Below are 17,883 nucleotides of genomic sequence, written 5' to 3'. Positions count from 1 at the left end.
CTTCAGGAGATTTTCAGATCAGATGGCCCAGCCACCGGCGTAGAAAGCCACCAGCGCCACAGCAATCACCACGGTGCCGAAATTCAGTTTACGCCACTCACCGGCAAACAGGCGACCAATCACCAGCGCAGCAAAGCCAAGCATGATACCGGTGACGATGTTGCAGGTCAGCACGATAAACACCGCCGTCAGCAGGCCGGACATGGCATCAACAAAATCGTTGAAATCGATCTTCGCCACGTTGCTCAGCATTAGCAAACCCACGTACATCAGCGCGGGCGCGGTGGCGTAAGCAGGAACCAGATACGCCAGCGGCGACATAAACAGAATCACCAGGAACAGCAGGCCAACCACAATCGCCGTCAGACCGGTTTTGCCACCCGCCGCCGTCCCCGCCGCCGATTCGATGTACACCGCTGCCGGAGATGCACCTACCAGGCCGGCAAACAAGCTGCTGACCGAGTCGGTGGTCAGCGCACGACCGCCGTTAATGATCTGCCCGTCTTTATCCAGCAAATTGGCCTGCCCGGCCACCGCGCGAATGGTGCCAGTGGCATCAAACACGGCGGTCATTACCAGCGCCAGCACCGTTGGCAACACTGCCGGTTTCAGCGCGCCCATGATGTCGAGGCTAAACACCAGCGACTGGCCGCTGGCATCTTTCAGGCTCGGCATGGCAAACAGCCCCTGGTACTTCACCGCCGGGTCGAAAATCAATCCGACAATCGAGATCCCGACAATGGTCAGCAGGATGCCGCCCGGTACACGGCGTTTTTCCAGACCGAAGATGGCTGCCAGCCCGACCAGCGCCATGATCACCGGAAAGGAGGCGAAGTGCCCCAGCTCTACCGGCAAGCCCGCCGCCGGATTTTTCACCACCAGGCCAATGCTATCGGCAGCGATCAGCAGCAGAAACAGGCCGATACCGATGCCCGTGCCATGCGCGACACCCATCGGCAGGTTACGCAGAATCCACGCACGAATGCCGGTGGCAGAGATCACGGTAAACAGCAGCCCCATCAGGAACACCGCCCCAAGGGCAACTGGCACACTGATATGCTGCCCCAGCACCAGGCTGAAGGCGGTGAAGGCGGTCAGCGAGATAGCGCAACCGATAGCCATGGGCAGGTTGGCCCACAGCCCCATCAGGATGGAACCGAAGCTTGCCACCAGGCAGGTCGCGACGAAGACCGCCGTCGGAGAAAAGCCTGCTTTACCGAGCATACCCGGCACCACAATGACGGAATAAACCATTGCCAGGAAGGTGGTTAACCCTGCCAGCACTTCCTGACGCACGCTGCTACCGCGTGCTGAAATAGTAAACCAGGCGTCCAGTTTTCCACTGGCCGGGCGAGAATCGCCAGACATAATTAATCCTCTGCATTTTTTGTGTTGTGAGTGGCCGCACGGCTACCGTTTGCCCGCCGTCCTGGTGCACGTCTCTCTGGTGAAGAAACAAAGCAAACGTTTACGTAGCCGCGTATTTCTGGTCGTAAAAGGGGAAACTCAGAAAAAAGGCAAACGATTATCCGGTGAATGACCGGCGATTTTCAACTGATAATCTGGCATAACGGATTTAACCGCTGAAATTTATCGGGCCGCCCTGCTCCAGCGCCCGCTGCCAGGCTGCCCGCTGTTCCATCCCTTCCAGCCAGCGCAGACTGGCGGGCATATCGCGCAGACCGGTGCGCGCGCGCATCGCCAGCAATGGGAAACTCATCTGGATATCGGCGATGGTGAAACGATGACCGGCAAAGTAAGGATGCTGGCTGAGATGTTGCTCAATCACGCCGCCATGCAGCGCCAGCTGCTTGTTCAGCCAGGCTTTCTGGATACCCGCACTGAGCGCCCTGCCCGCCGGACGTAGCAGCCAGGGCACCGGCTTTTTGCCCAACTGGCCGAGCACCAGTTTCATCACCAGCAACGGCATCAGCGATCCCTCGGCGTAATGCAGCCAGTAGCGGGCCTGAATCTGCGCATCCTCATCGGCAGGTTTCAGCCGATACTCGGCGTCATATTTTTCTGCCAGATATTCGAGGATGGCCCCGGACTCCGCCACTACCCGATTGCCATCGGTGATCACCGGGGATTTGCCCAGCGGATGGACTTTTTTCAGCGACTCCGGTGCCAGCAAGGTGCCTTCACGTTGGTAGCGCTTGATTTGATAAGGCACCGATAACTCTTCCAGCAGCCACAGCACCCGATGTGAACGGGAATTTTCAAGATGGTGAACGGTGATCATCATGGCTTCCTGACCAATGGATTGACCCGGCAAGTATAGATGATGGCGTCTCAGCGTTTCTGCTCGTCCTGTTGCGGATCGAGTAACACAGCGCCCGACCCCTGCTCTGCCAAACGGTCACCGGGGTTGCGCAACGGACAATCGCGCATCGACAGACAACCGCAACCAATACACCCGTCGAGATCGTTACGCAGCCGCGTAAGTGTTTCGATGCGTTTATCCAGCTCCTCGCGCCAGTGCTGGGTCAGCGCATCCCATTCCTGGGTAGACATACGTTTGTTGGCGGGTACATGCATCAGGCTATCGCTTACCGTGGCGAGAGGAATGCCGATACGTTGCGCGATTTTAATGATCGCTACGCGACGCAGCACATCGCGGCTGTAACGCCGCTGATTGCCGTTATTGCGCGTGCTGGAGATCAATCCTTTGGTCTCATAAAAGTGCAGCGCCGAGACGGCCACGCCGCTGCGTTTCGCGACTTCGCCCGGCGTCAACACCGGCTTCGGGTAGTTGCGTTCTTTTTTCATTTGGCTCTTTACCTCAAGTTAACTTGAGGAATTATACTCGCTCCCCATTGAAACTTCGAATCTCTACTCAGAAGGATGTGGTTATGATGCAAGAGGAAATCATTCATTCACTGACGCACTGGATCGATCAGAATCTGGATAAAACCCTGTCAATTGATGAAGTAGCGGCCAAATCAGGTTATTCCAAATGGCACCTGCAACGTATGTTCCGTACCGTGACGAAACAAACATTGGGCGGCTATATCCGCGAACGGCGTTTAACGCTGGCAGCAGAAGCGCTGCGCCAGACGCAACGCCCGGTATTTGATATCGCGATGCAGTACGGCTATGACTCGCAACAAACTTTTTCCCGCGTGTTTCGTCGTCAGTTCTCGCAAACACCGACTGCCTATCGCCACACCATGCGTCGTCAGGCGATGATCCAGCGTCCACGCCTGGTGAGCTTTGATTGCAACGAAAACCTGGCCAGCTTTACCCAGCGAACCACCGGCGAGTGCTGCCCGATCCGCTAATCCTGTCTGCGCGCCCCCCTGCGGGCGCACCCTGCCTGTCAGGCGCGCGATAAATCGCGCCGCTACCCACCCGTGCAATTATTTGCACATTCCGCATAAATGCCGCATCTAACTTCGATAAAATTTTTTCTACCATACCAGGTATAAATTTTGTTCAAAATTTCAAATCGAGTGATATAATGTGACCCAAGTCACAAAATAATGCGTAATACGACGGCCTGAAGGGCCTCCCTGACCTTCCTTCTTTGCCGCCAGTGATGTCCGATGAATGTCAGGGATGTTACTGATTCATAGAGGTTCGTTGCAGATGGCTACTTTAACCACCAGTCTTATCGTTATGCGCTGGGAATTGCTGAGCGCAATAATGATGTTTTTCGCCAGCACCCTGAAAATTCGTTTTCGTCAGAACAGCCACCATGTGATGGCGCTGATGTGCGGCGGAATCGGCCTGGGCATGTCCTGCTGGTTTGTCACCGGCCTGCTGGGAATCACCCTGAGCATGGAAAATCTGCATAACTTTATGGAAATCACCAAAAACGCCTTCGTCGAGGTGATGAGTCAGACCCCTGCCGATTGGCCAATGCCCTGATTTCCACCAATAAAAAACCCCGCATCGCGGGGTTTTTTATTTTGCTGTGTGATTTCAAATTTTCTTCAACACGGCCGGGATATTGACATCCCCCACCGCACCGCCCGGCGTCTTCGCACCGAGACGGTCCTGAATCCACATATCACCCATCATCTGATTAAGCCCACGATCCAGTCCGGTAACCATCCCAGCGCCAGGCGTAAAAGTCAGCTCGCCAAAGTAAACCTGCTGTTCGTGGATATACCAGTCAACACGAACATAATCGAAGTCACTCGCCAGTTTCTTACTTAACGCTAAGGCATGTTGCAGTGCTGCCAACTGCGACGAGATATCCAATCCGGTATCACGGATTTTATGATAGGCCTCATTCAAGTTATTCACATAAAAATTCATTGATATCAGTGGATTGCATCGATTATAAATCACCTGCAACACAAACTCGAAGTTGCCATCGCGTTTATTAAACATATGGAACTTATAATCAACCGGCGCGGTTTTGCCATCACCAATGTATTTCTCCACCAGAATGCGCGGCTTGATGTAACGGTAATGAATCTCACGCGCCTCATCGGCATAGTCTTTTTTCAGCCAGCGCTGGCAGTTGCTGATGATCTGCTGCTTTTTCAGCGCATCCGGTTCTTCCAGCAGGATTTCCACCATATTGGAGCCGTGATTCGGCTTGATCACCGTGTTCTTCCAGCTCGGCAGCGTATGTAGGGAATGCGGATCGCTGGTTTCATACAGCAATGGAATCAAATATTCACTGCCGACCTTCTCGGCAACGTAGTCACGTACCGAATATTTATCCGACAGGCGCCCATAATTCTGGTAATCGCCATAAACAAACTTACGGTACAGGATCTTCTCGTTAAATACTTTCGGTTCGCGCAGATTGGGTAATCGCCTGAATTTACGAAAGTAAAAAATCCGATCCTGATAAGCCCAGGGCATTTTCCTGATGAAATACCGCACACTTTTTCTCAGTTCATCTTTCAACTTAAGCATATCTGACCTCATTTGTAGGTTTTGTAGTTGAGTGAGGAAACCTGAATCTTGTAAATGACGCCGTTTCTGAAGAAGTAATTCATTACGGTGAGGGACAGAAGTTCCGTCAGGAAAACGCTCCAGGCAGCGCCCATAATGCCGTACCCCTGGATCAGCCACCACGACATCGGAAGGCCGATGGCGACCAGGCAGAGAATTTTCCTGAGCAGATAATTAAATCCACCCTCTTTAACGATATAGCGGTACGCGACGGTCCCCATCGCCGAGAAACTGGAGGCTATCGACAGCAACGTAATGAGACTTCCTGACTGCGTGTAATCGTGACCATATAAAGCAATGATTATTTTTTCACCATATAAGGCGATGATGAATAACAGAATCAGTGAGACACCCAACACATACCCATTCAGACGCGCCGTAAGCTTAATTGCCGCTTCGCCGCGCTCTCTGAATATTTCCGAAAAGCTGGAAGTGATGATGGCCAGTGGAATAAAGGTCCACGAAGCCGAAATGGTATTGGCCGCAGCGAACAACCCCAGATCGCGTGCTGAAGCGATACCAACCAGAAACATCTGCGCGGTTTTCACCTGTACCGAAATAAAGATGCTGGAGATCGCCAATGGCAGGCCGGCATACAGCAGATAACGCAGATAAGGGCCACGTTTCACGCGCGACGGTGATTGCTCCTGGTTCTCGCGGTAAAAGTTGTAGCGCTTGATGGCGTAGGGAACCAGCGTCACGGCCACGATCGACAGGGTCAGCCATAACGGGCTCAGCCGGAACCAGGCAATGCCGAAACTTAGCGCGAAGCCGAGGAGCAGACCGACAGAGTTCGCAATGGTATTGAGACGTGAAGCCAGGCGCGCATTGTTATACACGCTGAAGGTGTCCTGGGTGACAAATACCGAGGCGATGAACGAGGCCAGCGCAAACGCAAGGAAGTTTTCCTGCATGTTGTACCAGACCCAAATCAACACCGGCAGCGAGGTCAGCACCAATAACGCTAACCGTAACGTACGTGCCACGTTCATCAGCCGTACGCCTTTTGGCGCACTCTTGCTGATGGTTTTGAACAGTATCGTTTCGGTGCCAAACATCGCTACGGTCTGCACCATAGAGAAAAGTGAGGTCGAAAACGCCATTTGACCAAACACCGTTGGGCCAAAGGATTTTGCCACGTAGGAGGTAACAAATATGACGCCAAAAACAGAGACGATCTTCTCAGACATCATCCAGGCGGCATTTGACATTACGCTTAATTTCATCAACTCGTCCTTAGTATTACTTACTGCTACTGCAAGCGGTACAACGTCCTTGAAAAGAATTAAACAAGTCTTAGTGGGCCTGACTTAAATTAATAACTTCAGACCATGCTGGTCCGAAAAATGAGACTCGCATCAGGATTCAGAGAATGAATTCAGGAAAATTCCGATTAAATCCGGCGCGAAACCCTGCGGATGTAAACGATTTCAGTCTCAATTTCGACTAAAAGCTTACTGGCACATCCTGTCACTTTTGCAAGCAGGTCATGCTGATTTTCCAATGAATGTAGAATTTTTCCGCAGTTGGGATGAAATAAATCTATATCAAAAACCCAATACCAGGAAGGTGTTCAACGGCAATCAGAATAAAATAAGACTTATCCCATGATGATATTTATTACAAATAACTTAATTTAATCCTCGCAATTCTAATCGCGCACTTTAATACTGCATTAATAGTGTTTTTGCAGTACCAGATATTAATACAGTAATTCTCATCCACTAATTGATAAGAAAGGTAATAGCATTTATGAGAAAGTCACGATATAGCGAAGAGCAAATCACAAATGCCATTAAAGCTTCTGAAACGGGAGTGAAAGTCAGGGAGATTTGTGAGGAGCTTGGCATTTCCGAGGCCACTTTCTATAGCTGGAAGAAAAAGTTCTCCGGACTCTCTTCCGAAGAAGGTAGAAAAATCAAAGAACTGGAGGACAAGCTCCAGATACTCACCCGCGAACTACAGGCACTCAGTTCTGATAAGGAGATGCTGCAAAGCGTACTGAAAAACTTCTTCACCACCAATGAAAAGCGCCAGGCGGTTAACTTTCTGCAAACCACCTTCGACATTGGAACCCGTCGCAGCTGCCGTTTGCTGGATATTAGCCGTAGCGTTTATCACTATCCCTCAGGTACAGATAATCGCTAACACTATCGCGGCCGTTGTAATTTGATTTAATGCTGGGATTTGTTCTTACCAGAAGAGATGAAGGTCATTTAATTCAGTGTTCGTAACATAACAATTCGCACCATGCTTTCCTGATGAGTTTCATCAGGGAATTGCTTCTTTTTTTGCGGTAAAATTGATTCACATCAGCAAAAGTCTCGCTATTCAAGCTATTTACGCCCGACCCAATCTCATTACGGTGAGATTGGGGCTTTCATTATTACTTAATCAACATTAATGCTCTGCACTGAATGCAGACTATTCTGTTTAGCATTGATGAACAACCCCTGTGAAATCCTTCTCACCATACTCTTTTTTAAACTGGATCTGCGCCAGAATCTGGCGATCACCCCCTTCCACTGCCAAAGAACTATTCGTGCTTTCAATGCCAGGAATTATCCTGAAGAGAAACGTTATCAATACTAAACAATAAAGTGATCCCCCCTGCCTGTAGCATTAATATCACCTCACTATTCATCGTTAAACTTAAACAGTTTCCCGCACAGCGATGGCGAAAGAATCTCAACGAATCTGCAACGCCTTAAGGAAATGATGGTTCCGGCAGCACAATATCAGTGCCAAAAGGCGCTAAAAAGCCCCAGATGACTGCGGGTTTTACCCCTGGTTCGCACGCGCGGGTACGCTCACCAACCCTTTTACCGGGTAAATACAGCCAGCATCAGGACAAATTTCAACCTGATATCAGGGTACGGATATGCCATTTAAATGTAGAAATGGCCACACAGAGACGGGAGATTGTTATAAGACGCGGTTTTTTTAGCGCAGAAATGGCAAACAGAGAGGATTTCGGGCTGGTCTTATTCTTAAAAATGCTGGTATTTCAGGATACCAGCATCGGAGCCGGCATCCTCATATGCTTAAATTTCCAACGATGTCACCACAGGCTGCGGTTTGATACGCATTGCCGCGATAACCCCCATGATCAGACAGCAGATCCCCACCGCAGTTAACACGGGTGGCCAGCTTTGTCGCCACAGGAAAGTCCAGAACAGCCCGGACAAGGTTTCAAACACAATCAATGGCCCCATGATGACCGTAGGCAGACGCTGACTGGCCGCGTTCCAGCACAGTGTCCCAAGCCATGAACAGAACAGGCCAATCGCCAGCATCAGGAGCAGGAACACCTCGGGTTGCGGGCCAAACGGCAGCCCGAATCCCGGCTGTTGCCAGTGGATCTGCCCACACACCAGCAAATAAAACACCAGCGCCAGGGGTAACGTGACCAGCCCCTGCGCTGTCGCCCAGCTGCCGGGTTTGTGCTGAGGATGGCTGCGCAACCAGCGAGCATTACGTAACGGATACCAGGTCCAGCAGCCCACCGCCAGCACTGCCAGCAACAGGCCGGTAAGATAACGTGGCCAGTCCAGCGCCGCCCCCTGCGCCTGTAACTCGGCGGCGTTGACGCATACCAGCCCCAAAGAAATAATCAGCAAAGCGGGCGTTAAACGCCGCCATGGCAAGCGCCCTTCCAGATGCCCATAGCAGAGGTTAGCAGTTACCGACATCACCACCGGTAAGGTGCCAATAATCATGGTGGAGACCGGTGCACCGGTACGCTGAATGGCACTGGCAAGAAAGGCGTAATACATCAGATTACCCACCAGCGACAGTTTCAGCGCTTCCACCCAGTCTTTGCGCGCCAGCTGACGCAGACGCCGCCGATCCAGCCAGGCGAGGGGTAACGCAATCAGTCCAAACGCGACATAGCGCCCTGCGGACTGCAACGTTCCGGGGTAATCCGGCACCAGCAGCGGGCCGACAAAGATCAGCCCCCACATCAATCCCGCCGCCAGCGCGAACAATATTCCAGCTAACATAATCTCTTCCTTTATCGCCATTCCGCCACAGTGTGACGGAACAGCGCAGCAAAGGCTTGTAGCAGATTGCTGTTAGCGCGCGGGAAAGACCTGTTTCTGGTAGCGGCCAGGGGTAATGCCATAACGATGGGCGAAGGCTCGCGTCAGGTGGGCCTGATCGGTTAAGCCAACGGCAGCTGCCACCGCCGCCGCACTCTCCCCCTGAGCCAGACGCAATTTGGCGTCATAAAGACGAAATGCCATCAGCATCTGATGTGGCGTCACATGAAACTGCTGGCGGAAACTGCGCAGAAAATGCCACGGTGATAGCCCCGCCAATGCCGCCAGTTCATCCAGCCTGACCGGCTCAGCAAGGTTATCCCGCAGATAGGTTTTCACCTGATCGAAACGGTGTTCCCCCTCGGCCTGGCGGGATTGCCCGTGCCGAGCCAGCGGACGCAACAACTCCAGCAACTCGATCAGCAAACCTTCACGTTCCAGAGCCGTTCCAGCCTGGCATAAGGCCGCCAGCCGCAAAGAAAAGGGCTGCGCCAGGCGTATATCGGTACGCAACGCGTCGCTAAACCACCAGCTACGGTCACCGGTGAGTCTCTCCATCTCATCCGGCTGAATGTAGATCATCCGATAGCGCCAGCCCTCCTCACAGGCTGACTCGCCGGTATGCAACTCATCAGGATTCATCATCACCAGAGAATGCTGCGGCGCGGTGTAGTGGGTACCGCGATAACGGAAGCGCTGCGCTCCAGACTCAATAGTACCGATGCCAAAGGCTTCGTGGGTATGCGGTTCAAAGGCATAGCGGGAGATGTGCGCCTGATACAGTTCAATACCCGGCAGTTCAGCAAATTGCTGGAACTGCGCCCGATCGCGCTCACAGGGGAAAATTGCAGGGACCACAGACACAGCACACCTCCATCGTTAATCAGATAACCAGCATGCCTCGCCTGTCAGGTGAAATGCAAAACAGATTTGCTTTGCCTGTGATGAGTTTCAGCGCCACACTGGCACGCAGGCATATAAAGGAGGCAATGATGGGCAACAATGTAGTGATGGTGGTGGACATGCAGGACGGTGTGCTGGCGACACCGCGTTTTGATCGTGCCGGACGCTGCGCACGTATTAATCAGCTAATCGCCGCCGCCGACCAGGTGATTTTCATTCAGCACGTCGGCCCCGGGCTGGAAGCCAATAGCGCAAGCTGGCGCATCGTACCGGAGCTTCAGCAACCGGCTAACGCTCTCTACGTCAACAAAACCGCCTGTGACGGCTTCTGGCAGACCGACCTGGCGGCAAAGCTGGAACAGCATGGCATTACTTCTTTTGTGATCTGTGGCTGTGCGACCGATTATTGTGTCGATACCACGCTCAAAGTGGGTGCCAGCCTCGGTTATCGCATCACCGTTGCAGCCGACGCGCACACCACTGCCGATCGTACCTTTGTTTCTGCCGAACAGCTCATCAACCAGCATAACGAAGTCTGGGCAGATCTGATTCTGCCGGGCAATCCCGTACAGGTTCGCCCGACAGCCGAACTGCTTGCCAGCTGGCAGGTGGAAGCCGTTAACCCGTAACCGCGCCGCCGAGGCTGATCCCCTGAAACTCATCTGGCAGTGACAGCTTATAAATGGCGAAGCACGCAGCTGCGCCGGGTTGCGCTGCCAGCGGTTGTTTTACCGGGATGTAGAACTGCCGGTCATGACTGATGAAGGTACCGTCCGGCCGCAGTAGCCGCTTATCACTGGTCAGTACCCGTGTCTCACCGGAGGGAGCAAGGACCCGAATATTGTGGGTCACGGTTTCGGAAAAATAGACATTTCCCGCCGAGTCCATGCAACAACCTCCGGAGAAATTATTGTCGTATACCTGCTCAACATGGCTGATGAGTTGTTCATCACTCAGCTCAGTTTGTTGCAGCCAGCGGGTCTCGACCCGATATAGCGGGCCGGTCGGTGCAGCCCAATACAGCCATTGACCATCGGCGGTAATTTCGATCATATCGCTATTGGGCGGATGGAAGGTTTTACCCCCTTTGACCCCGGCTAACATCGCGGGCGGGGCTTTATCTGACGCTTTCACCACGCGCATACCAGACAGGCGGCGCTGCGTTCTGCCACTGACCATGTCATGCACGATGATGCCGCCCAGGCCGGAATCGCTGATATACAGCGCGTTGCCGTGGAATCGCAGATCATTCATTTGCGCGCCTGGCGGCAGGATCTCATCGTCAAAACGCAGGATTTGCAGGATTGCGCCACTGTGGGCATCCAGCTGTACCAGTTTCTGCGCCCCCGGTTGCGGTATCGCATCTTCTGGCGAGAATACCCCCGCGCTAAGTGAACCCTGATCGACACACCACACCGTATCATCGGCAAAAATATGCACGGAATTCAGGTAAACAAACGCATTGCGTCCATCTTTACCGGGTTGCCATTCATTCCAGCTATTGCCCGGAAAGGGTCGCAGGGTGCCATCGGATTCACGTCGCGCCAGTGACGGCGTCGGCTTATCTTTGGCATAGCGCGGCAAGCCAAGAAACAACAGGTTATTCCGCGTCAGTGCCACCTGATTCGCCATCCACGGTGAAACTAACGCGACATCCAGTGGCAAAGGATCTTCCGCAGTGAACGCCTGAACATTGCGCACCACGCCCAGCGCACTGAGGGCTAATAAAAATGTACGGCGGTTGAGGTTCACTCACGCTCCTTATTCAGCCGGGATAATTGGTCAGACAGGATGGCGGAGCAGCATGGCGCATGAACGGCTTTTTGTGCCACTTCAGAGGGAATGTGGCAAAAGGTTAAATGAAAGACTATCTCGTGATATATCGCACTCCGTTGTCGTGTCGCGATGCATACGAAAATTTAATCAATTTTTTTGAATGCTTTCAGCAAAACCATCAGCTTTTACTTACCGGGCTACAGGTCTATTCTTTCTCACATCGGGGCACAACGCCCCACCAACTAAAAATTATCTCTGAGGAAATGACCATGAAATCTATCAAAACTTTCGTTGCAGTTGCGGCCCTGTCACTGGTTTCTTTCGGCAGCTTCGCACAGAGCATTACCGCTTCCGCTTCAACTCTGGACGGTGCAGAAGCCAAAATCGCCGCTCAGGCAGCGCAACAGGGTGCTCAGTACAAAATCACCGAAGCGAACACCAATAATCGTGTTCATATGACCGCAGAACTGTATAAATAACGGATGGTCGTACAGGGAAGTACCGGGACAGGTCGCCGCAAGGTGGCCTTTTTCGTATGTGGGATTTGGGCAATAAAAAACCCCGACCAGCGGGGTTTTAAAACGTCTGCAAAGCAAATCGAATCAGAACGGAATGTCGTCATCAAAATCCATCGGCGGTTCATTGTTCGCCGGTGCGCTCTGCTGCTGCGGACGCTGCTGTGCGCCGCCGCTGAACTGGTTACCGCCGCTCTGCTGCGGTTGCTGCGGCTGGCCCCAGCCGTTATTGTTGCCGCCGCCCTGGCCGCCCATCGGCGCACCACCGGCATTAGCGCCTTGCTGACGTCCACCCAGCATCTGCATGGTGCCGCCAACATTGACCACGATTTCGGTGGTGTAACGATCCTGACCACCCTGGTCCTGCCATTTACGGGTGCGCAGCTGACCTTCGATATAGACCTGCGAACCTTTACGCAGATATTCACCGGCCACTTCCGCCAGCTTGCCAAACAGCACAACGCGGTGCCATTCAGTGATCTCTTTGTTTTCACCGGTTTGCTTATCGCGCCAGCTTTCTGACGTAGCCAGTGTAATGTTGGCAACTGCACCACCATTCGGCATATAACGCACTTCCGGATCCTGACCCAGATTCCCGACAAGAATCACTTTGTTAACGCCACGACTGGCCATGTTGCTGTCTCCCGATGAGTTAATGCGTCAATTCTAAACGATCAATTCTAACACGTCATGGCGGCTGTTCCCACTTTCGAGCGCGCTTCCATAATAGACAAAAAAAACACAAAACACTGGATATTTATTCAGTCTATTTTTTGTGCCATAATACGCGTTTCTTCTGGCCGCCGTCGGCAAGGCGCGGCGAGTGCTTCTAATCCGGGAAAGGTGAATGGATAAGATCGAAGTTCGTGGTGCCCGCACCCATAATTTGAAAAACATCAACCTGATCATCCCTCGCGACAAACTCATTGTGGTTACCGGCCTGTCAGGTTCCGGTAAATCCTCTCTGGCGTTTGATACGCTGTACGCGGAAGGTCAGCGTCGCTATGTGGAGTCGCTCTCTGCCTATGCGCGCCAGTTTCTTTCTTTAATGGAGAAACCGGACGTTGACCACATTGAAGGTCTCTCGCCCGCCATCTCCATTGAGCAAAAATCCACTTCCCATAACCCGCGTTCGACGGTGGGTACCATCACGGAAATCCATGACTACCTGCGTCTGCTGTTTGCCCGCGTCGGTGAACCGCGTTGCCCGGATCATGATGTCACGCTGGCGGCACAGACTGTCAGCCAAATGGTGGATCAGGTGCTGTCACAGGAAGAGGGCCGCCGCCTGATGCTGCTGGCTCCGGTGGTGAAAGATCGCAAAGGTGAACACACCAAAACGCTGGAAAACCTGGCGACCCAGGGTTACATCCGCGCCCGTATCGATGGCGAGGTTTGCGATCTCTCCGATCCGCCGAAGCTGGAACTACAGAAGAAGCACACTATCGAAGTGGTGATTGACCGCTTCCGCGTGCGTGACGATCTTGCCACCCGTCTGGCCGAATCCTTCGAAACCGCGCTGGAGCTGAGCGGTGGCACGGCGATTGTCGCGGATATGGACGACAGCAGCGTCGAAGAACTGCTGTTCTCCGCCAACTTTGCCTGCCCGATCTGTGGCTACAGTATGCGCGAGCTGGAGCCACGTCTGTTCTCGTTTAACAACCCGGCGGGAGCCTGCCCGACCTGCGACGGTCTCGGCGTACAACAATATTTCGATCCTGACCGCGTGGTACAAAACCCGGAACTGTCATTGGCTGGCGGCGCGATTCGCGGCTGGGATCGCCGTAATTTCTACTATTTCCAGATGCTGCGCTCGCTCGCAGAGCATCTCGATTTCGATGTCGAAGCCCCGTTCAACAGCCTGAGCGACAAAGCGCAGCAGGTGATTTTGTACGGTTCCGGCAAGGAAAGCATCGAGTTCAAATATATCAACGACCGTGGTGATACCTCGGTACGTCGCCATCCGTTTGAAGGCGTGCTGCACAATATGGAACGCCGTTATAAAGAAACGGAATCCAACGCAGTCCGCGAGGAACTGGCGAAATTTATCAGCAACCGTGCCTGTGCCAGCTGCGAAGGTACCCGCCTGCGCCGCGAAGCGCGTCACGTCTTCGTGGAAAATACCAATCTGCCGACCATCTCGGATATGAGCATCGGTCACGCGATGGATTTCTTCCGCGAACTCAAACTGAGCGGCCAGCGCGCCAAAATCGCGGAAAAAGTGCTGAAAGAAATTGGCGACCGCCTGAGCTTCCTGGTCAACGTGGGCTTGAATTATCTTTCCATGTCGCGTTCCGCCGAGACACTTTCCGGTGGTGAAGCACAGCGTATCCGTCTGGCAAGCCAGATTGGTGCAGGGCTGGTTGGCGTGATGTATGTGCTGGATGAACCCTCCATTGGTCTGCATCAGCGTGATAACGAACGTCTGCTGAGCACCCTGATTCACCTGCGCGATCTCGGCAATACGGTGATTGTGGTCGAACACGATGAAGATGCGATCCGTGCCGCCGACCATATTATTGATATCGGCCCAGGTGCCGGAGTGCACGGCGGCCAGGTGGTGGCGGAAGGTGATGTCAATGCCATCATGGCGCATGAAGACTCTCTCACCGGCCAGTACCTGAGCGGCAAACGTGAAATCGCCATACCGAAGGAGCGCGTCAAAGGTGATCCGGCCAAAGTGCTGAAGCTCACTGGCGCACGCGGCAATAACCTGAAAGATGTGACGCTGACGGTGCCGGTTGGCTTGTTTACCTGTATCACCGGCGTCTCCGGTTCCGGTAAATCTACGCTTATCAACGATACCTTGTTCCCGATTGCTCAGCGCCAGTTAAATGGTGCCACCAGCGGCGAACCGGCTCCGTATCGCGAGATCGCCGGCCTTGAGCATTTCGACAAAGTGATCGATATCGATCAAAGCCCGATCGGCCGAACTCCGCGTTCTAACCCGGCCACCTATACCGGCATCTTCACCCCGGTTCGTGAGTTGTTTGCCGGTGTGCCGGAAGCGCGTTCCCGTGGTTATAACCCGGGCCGTTTCAGCTTTAACGTACGCGGCGGACGCTGTGAAGCCTGCCAGGGCGATGGCGTGATCAAAGTGGAAATGCACTTCCTGCCGGACATTTATGTCCCCTGTGATCAGTGCAAAGGCAAACGCTATAACCGCGAAACGCTGGAAATTAAGTACAAAGGCAAAAGCATCCACGAAGTGCTGGAGATGACCATTGAAGAAGCGCGTGACTTCTTTGATGCCGTGCCTGCGCTGGCGCGTAAGCTGCAAACGCTGATGGATGTGGGTCTGTCCTATATCCGCCTCGGTCAGTCTGCCACTACGCTGTCCGGTGGTGAGGCACAGCGCGTTAAACTGGCGCGCGAGCTGTCGAAACGCGGTACGGGACAGACGCTATACATCCTCGATGAGCCGACCACCGGTCTGCACTTCGCCGATATCCAGCAACTGCTGGAAGTGCTGCATCAGCTGCGCGACCAGGGCAACACCATCGTGGTGATTGAGCACAACCTTGACGTGATTAAAACCGCGGACTGGATTGTCGATCTCGGCCCGGAAGGTGGTAGCGGCGGCGGTGAAATCCTGGTCGCAGGGACACCGGAAACCGTGGCGCAGTGTGAAAAATCCCACACGGCACGCTTCCTTAAACCGATGTTAACTAAATAATTCCCTTCCCAGGCCCGCGATTGCGGGCCTGATTTTTTCTGCCGGATTCCGCAGCGAAATGCAGAAACAGGCAAGAATCAGACAACTTCAGGCATATACGCTTTCTACCTGGCTGACTATCCTTACACAGTTCCTTTTTGGCACGCTTAACGTGCCTTTATCCCGCCCGCTTCGGTTGACGGGATCCCGCAAAAAACTCTCGACACATCGTAACTGGAGACACCATGAATATTACGCATGCCTATGCCGCACAGGACGCGAAATCCAAACTCGCCCCGTTCGACTATAAGCCGCGCGAACTGCGCGCTCATGATGTGCAGATTGAAGTGTTGTACTGCGGCGTCTGCCACTCTGACCTTCATACCGCGCGTAATGAATGGAAAAACACCATTTTCCCGGTGGTGCCGGGCCATGAAATCGTTGGTCGCGTCACTGCGGTTGGCGCACACACCCACAAATACAAAGTGGGTGATTTGGTAGGTGTAGGTTGTCTGGTTGACTCCTGCCGCAGCTGTCCGAGCTGCCAGGAAGGGCTGGAGCAATATTGCGAAAACGGATTTGTCGGCACCTATAACGGTGAAGATCGCGAAACCAAAGCCATCACCTACGGCGGCTACTCCACCAGCATGGTCGTGGATGAAAACTTTGTGCTGCGCGTACCAGAAAACCTCGATCTGGCGGGTGTCGCACCGCTGCTGTGTGCCGGTATCACCACTTACTCGCCGCTGCGCCACTGGAACGTCGGTCCGGGTAAAAAAGTGGGGATTGTCGGCCTGGGTGGCCTGGGCCATATGGGTGTGAAACTGGCACATGCGATGGGTGCGCATGTAGTGCTGTTTACCACTTCACCGTCAAAAATCGAAGATGGTAAACGTCTGGGCGCTGACGAAGTGGTGATTTCGAAAGATGCCGATCAGATGGCACAGCACCTCAACAGCTTTGACTTCATCCTCAACACCGTGGCAGCACAGCACGATCTCAACCCGTTTATTGCCCTGCTGAAACGCGATGGCAATATGACACTGGTGGGTGCACCGGAACATGATCACCCGGCACCACAGGTGTTTAACCTGATCTTCAAGCGTCGCAGCATCGCTGGCTCGCTGATTGGTGGCATTGCGGAAACCCAGGAAATGCTGGATTTCTGTGGCAAGCACGGTATCACTTCCGATATCGAACTGATCGCCATGAACCAAATCAACGAAGCCTACGAGCGTATGCTGAAAAGCGACGTGAAGTACCGCTTTGTGATTGATATCAACACCCTGCGTGAGGAAGCTGCGGCTTAATCCTCGTTATGGCTGACGCCCGCCGCGCGCGTGGCGTCAGCCTGTTGCCAGGAGGCATCCACCAGATAGTAAATCTGCGAATCCTTCAGTGAACCATCCAGCCACAGGGTACTCCAGTGGGTTTTATTGAGATGTTCACTTGGAAACACATCGCTATGCTCCTCACGTAATAACTCTGCCAGCGCAGGCGTGGCTTTCAGCGATACCGCCGGACGTCCCTTTACGTCATGCACCATGGCAAACAAAATACCTTCACTTTTAATCTGCGTGGCTTTCCAGTCACTGTGTACGCTCTGTTCCGCGCCCGGCTTGCTCATGCAATACGTCAGTAAATCCGAAGTGTTCATGATGACTCCCCTTGTAAGGTGGCGACTATGCGCCTCGATCCGCCGTGTACCCGATGTTCACCGAGATAAATCCCCTGCCAGGTACCCAATACCAGCCGTCCCCGGCTGACCGGAAGTAACAAGGATACGCCGAGTAACGATGACTTAATGTGCGCAGGCATATCATCTGCACCTTCATAATCATGCTGATACGGGGCATTTTCCGGCACATGACGCAGGAAATGTTGTTCCATATCGCTACGTACCGTGGGGTCGCAATTTTCATTGAGTGTCAGCGAGGCTGAAGTGTGTTGTAGCAACAAATGCAGCTGCCCGATACGCACATCTGATAGCGCACGAATTTGCCCGACTACCTCGTCAGTGATCAGGTGAAAACCACGGGGTTTAGCGCTAAGCGTTAAGGTTTGCTGGTGCCACATA

The 17,883-nt window shown here is 53.3% G+C and carries 18 protein-coding genes; 7 read left to right on the top strand and 11 right to left on the bottom strand.

Features of this window, described 5'->3' with window-relative positions; translation table 11 throughout:
• Positions 1–18: 18 nt before the first annotated feature.
• From AC6I8X_RS01870 to soxR, 3 genes are all read right to left on the bottom strand, one after another.
• Positions 19–1,368, bottom strand: coding sequence for an NCS2 family permease (locus tag AC6I8X_RS01870; RefSeq protein WP_299458203.1), 1,350 nt, complete (start codon positions 1,366–1,368; stop codon positions 19–21).
• Positions 1,369–1,576: 208 nt separating this feature from the next.
• Positions 1,577–2,242, bottom strand: a complete 666-nt coding sequence (locus AC6I8X_RS01865; protein ID WP_497841009.1) for a glutathione S-transferase family protein — start codon at positions 2,240–2,242, stop codon at positions 1,577–1,579.
• Between the two features lie 50 nt (positions 2,243–2,292).
• On the bottom strand, positions 2,293–2,769 hold the full coding sequence (gene soxR / locus AC6I8X_RS01860; RefSeq protein WP_084871857.1) for a redox-sensitive transcriptional activator SoxR: 477 nt from the start codon (positions 2,767–2,769) through the stop codon (positions 2,293–2,295).
• A gap of 83 nt (positions 2,770–2,852) precedes the next feature.
• Here soxR and soxS point away from each other — a divergent pair, with 83 nt between their 5' ends.
• The gene (gene soxS, locus AC6I8X_RS01855; RefSeq protein ID WP_084871856.1) at positions 2,853–3,281 is read left to right on the top strand and encodes a superoxide response transcriptional regulator SoxS; all 429 of its coding nucleotides are present in this window, start codon (positions 2,853–2,855) and stop codon (positions 3,279–3,281) included.
• Between the two features lie 307 nt (positions 3,282–3,588).
• Positions 3,589–3,870, top strand: coding sequence for a YjcB family protein (locus AC6I8X_RS01850; RefSeq protein WP_084871855.1), 282 nt, complete (start codon positions 3,589–3,591; stop codon positions 3,868–3,870).
• Between the two features lie 54 nt (positions 3,871–3,924).
• Here AC6I8X_RS01850 and AC6I8X_RS01845 read toward each other — a convergent pair whose 3' ends face one another.
• The gene (locus tag AC6I8X_RS01845; protein ID WP_313683173.1) at positions 3,925–4,875 is read right to left on the bottom strand and encodes an ATP-grasp fold amidoligase family protein; all 951 of its coding nucleotides are present in this window, start codon (positions 4,873–4,875) and stop codon (positions 3,925–3,927) included.
• Between the two features lie 8 nt (positions 4,876–4,883).
• Entirely contained in the window at positions 4,884–6,140 is a 1,257-nt protein-coding gene (locus AC6I8X_RS01840; protein WP_497840452.1) for an oligosaccharide flippase family protein, read from the bottom strand.
• A gap of 526 nt (positions 6,141–6,666) precedes the next feature.
• Between AC6I8X_RS01840 and AC6I8X_RS01835 the strand changes: the two genes are divergently transcribed.
• A complete protein-coding gene (locus AC6I8X_RS01835) occupies positions 6,667–7,062 on the top strand; it encodes a transposase (protein WP_084871852.1) in 396 nt (131 codons plus the stop codon).
• 896 nt (positions 7,063–7,958) lie between these two features.
• Here the strand turns inward: AC6I8X_RS01835 and AC6I8X_RS01830 are convergent.
• Together AC6I8X_RS01830 and AC6I8X_RS01825 are read right to left on the bottom strand one after the other, a co-directional pair.
• Positions 7,959–8,918: a DMT family transporter gene (locus AC6I8X_RS01830; RefSeq protein ID WP_299458218.1), complete on the bottom strand. Its 960-nt coding sequence runs from the start codon at positions 8,916–8,918 to the stop codon at positions 7,959–7,961.
• A 72-nt stretch (positions 8,919–8,990) separates the two neighbouring features.
• The gene (locus tag AC6I8X_RS01825; RefSeq protein ID WP_497840451.1) at positions 8,991–9,821 is read right to left on the bottom strand and encodes an AraC family ligand binding domain-containing protein; all 831 of its coding nucleotides are present in this window, start codon (positions 9,819–9,821) and stop codon (positions 8,991–8,993) included.
• Between the two features lie 128 nt (positions 9,822–9,949).
• Between AC6I8X_RS01825 and AC6I8X_RS01820 the strand changes: the two genes are divergently transcribed.
• Positions 9,950–10,489, top strand: coding sequence for an isochorismatase family protein (locus tag AC6I8X_RS01820; RefSeq protein WP_313683179.1), 540 nt, complete (start codon positions 9,950–9,952; stop codon positions 10,487–10,489).
• Here AC6I8X_RS01820 and AC6I8X_RS01815 read toward each other — a convergent pair.
• Positions 10,479–11,612 (bottom strand): L-dopachrome tautomerase-related protein, encoded by a 1,134-nt coding sequence (locus AC6I8X_RS01815; protein ID WP_497840450.1) that lies wholly within the window; start codon positions 11,610–11,612, stop codon positions 10,479–10,481. The two genes, AC6I8X_RS01820 and AC6I8X_RS01815, sit on opposite strands and share 11 nt — an antisense overlap.
• Positions 11,613–11,905: 293 nt before the next feature.
• Here AC6I8X_RS01815 and AC6I8X_RS01810 point away from each other — a divergent pair, with 293 nt between their 5' ends.
• Entirely contained in the window at positions 11,906–12,115 is a 210-nt protein-coding gene (locus AC6I8X_RS01810; RefSeq protein WP_013512484.1) for a YdgH/BhsA/McbA-like domain containing protein, read from the top strand.
• Positions 12,116–12,238: 123 nt separating this feature from the next.
• Here the strand turns inward: AC6I8X_RS01810 and ssb1 are convergent, their stop codons facing one another.
• Positions 12,239–12,784: a single-stranded DNA-binding protein SSB1 gene (ssb1, locus tag AC6I8X_RS01805; RefSeq protein ID WP_084871844.1), complete on the bottom strand. Its 546-nt coding sequence runs from the start codon at positions 12,782–12,784 to the stop codon at positions 12,239–12,241.
• Positions 12,785–12,998: 214 nt separating this feature from the next.
• Between ssb1 and uvrA the strand changes: the two genes are divergently transcribed.
• Entirely contained in the window at positions 12,999–15,827 is a 2,829-nt protein-coding gene (uvrA, locus tag AC6I8X_RS01800; RefSeq protein ID WP_299458230.1) for an excinuclease ABC subunit UvrA, read from the top strand.
• Between the two features lie 224 nt (positions 15,828–16,051).
• The gene (locus tag AC6I8X_RS01795) at positions 16,052–17,116 is read left to right on the top strand and encodes an NAD(P)-dependent alcohol dehydrogenase (protein WP_084871842.1); all 1,065 of its coding nucleotides are present in this window, start codon (positions 16,052–16,054) and stop codon (positions 17,114–17,116) included.
• Here AC6I8X_RS01795 and AC6I8X_RS01790 read toward each other — a convergent pair.
• Positions 17,113–17,463 (bottom strand): MmcQ/YjbR family DNA-binding protein, encoded by a 351-nt coding sequence (locus AC6I8X_RS01790; protein WP_299458235.1) that lies wholly within the window; start codon positions 17,461–17,463, stop codon positions 17,113–17,115. The two genes, AC6I8X_RS01795 and AC6I8X_RS01790, sit on opposite strands and share 4 nt — an antisense overlap.
• A complete protein-coding gene (locus tag AC6I8X_RS01785; RefSeq protein ID WP_084871840.1) occupies positions 17,460–17,882 on the bottom strand; it encodes a secondary thiamine-phosphate synthase enzyme YjbQ in 423 nt (140 codons plus the stop codon). The genes AC6I8X_RS01790 and AC6I8X_RS01785 overlap by 4 nt, the downstream gene beginning before the upstream one ends.
• Position 17,883 lies beyond the last annotated feature (1 nt).

The sequence above is a fragment of the Pantoea sp. X-Soil-TKNS-1280 genome (genome assembly GCF_059730475.1).
Note: the sequence above shows the minus strand (reverse complement) of the source record. Positions and strands in the feature narration are given on the sequence as shown.

What these genes read in the sequence shown, in the direction of transcription:
- AC6I8X_RS01870 (WP_299458203.1), bottom strand. Translation starts at nt 1,368, where the DNA reads ATGTCTGGCGATTCTCGCCCGGCCAGTGGAAAACTGGACGCCTGGTTT.
- AC6I8X_RS01865 (WP_497841009.1), bottom strand. Translation starts at nt 2,242, where the DNA reads ATGATCACCGTTCACCATCTTGAAAATTCCCGTTCACATCGGGTGCTG.
- soxR (WP_084871857.1), bottom strand. Translation starts at nt 2,769, where the DNA reads ATGAAAAAAGAACGCAACTACCCGAAGCCGGTGTTGACGCCGGGCGAA.
- soxS (WP_084871856.1), top strand. Translation starts at nt 2,853, where the DNA reads ATGATGCAAGAGGAAATCATTCATTCACTGACGCACTGGATCGATCAG.
- AC6I8X_RS01850 (WP_084871855.1), top strand. Translation starts at nt 3,589, where the DNA reads ATGGCTACTTTAACCACCAGTCTTATCGTTATGCGCTGGGAATTGCTG.
- AC6I8X_RS01845 (WP_313683173.1), bottom strand. Translation starts at nt 4,875, where the DNA reads ATGCTTAAGTTGAAAGATGAACTGAGAAAAAGTGTGCGGTATTTCATC.
- AC6I8X_RS01840 (WP_497840452.1), bottom strand. Translation starts at nt 6,140, where the DNA reads ATGAAATTAAGCGTAATGTCAAATGCCGCCTGGATGATGTCTGAGAAG.
- AC6I8X_RS01835 (WP_084871852.1), top strand. Translation starts at nt 6,667, where the DNA reads ATGAGAAAGTCACGATATAGCGAAGAGCAAATCACAAATGCCATTAAA.
- AC6I8X_RS01830 (WP_299458218.1), bottom strand. Translation starts at nt 8,918, where the DNA reads ATGTTAGCTGGAATATTGTTCGCGCTGGCGGCGGGATTGATGTGGGGG.
- AC6I8X_RS01820 (WP_313683179.1), top strand. Translation starts at nt 9,950, where the DNA reads ATGGGCAACAATGTAGTGATGGTGGTGGACATGCAGGACGGTGTGCTG.
- AC6I8X_RS01810 (WP_013512484.1), top strand. Translation starts at nt 11,906, where the DNA reads ATGAAATCTATCAAAACTTTCGTTGCAGTTGCGGCCCTGTCACTGGTT.
- ssb1 (WP_084871844.1), bottom strand. Translation starts at nt 12,784, where the DNA reads ATGGCCAGTCGTGGCGTTAACAAAGTGATTCTTGTCGGGAATCTGGGT.
- uvrA (WP_299458230.1), top strand. Translation starts at nt 12,999, where the DNA reads ATGGATAAGATCGAAGTTCGTGGTGCCCGCACCCATAATTTGAAAAAC.
- AC6I8X_RS01795 (WP_084871842.1), top strand. Translation starts at nt 16,052, where the DNA reads ATGAATATTACGCATGCCTATGCCGCACAGGACGCGAAATCCAAACTC.
- AC6I8X_RS01790 (WP_299458235.1), bottom strand. Translation starts at nt 17,463, where the DNA reads ATGAACACTTCGGATTTACTGACGTATTGCATGAGCAAGCCGGGCGCG.
- AC6I8X_RS01785 (WP_084871840.1), bottom strand. Translation starts at nt 17,882, where the DNA reads ATGTGGCACCAGCAAACCTTAACGCTTAGCGCTAAACCCCGTGGTTTT.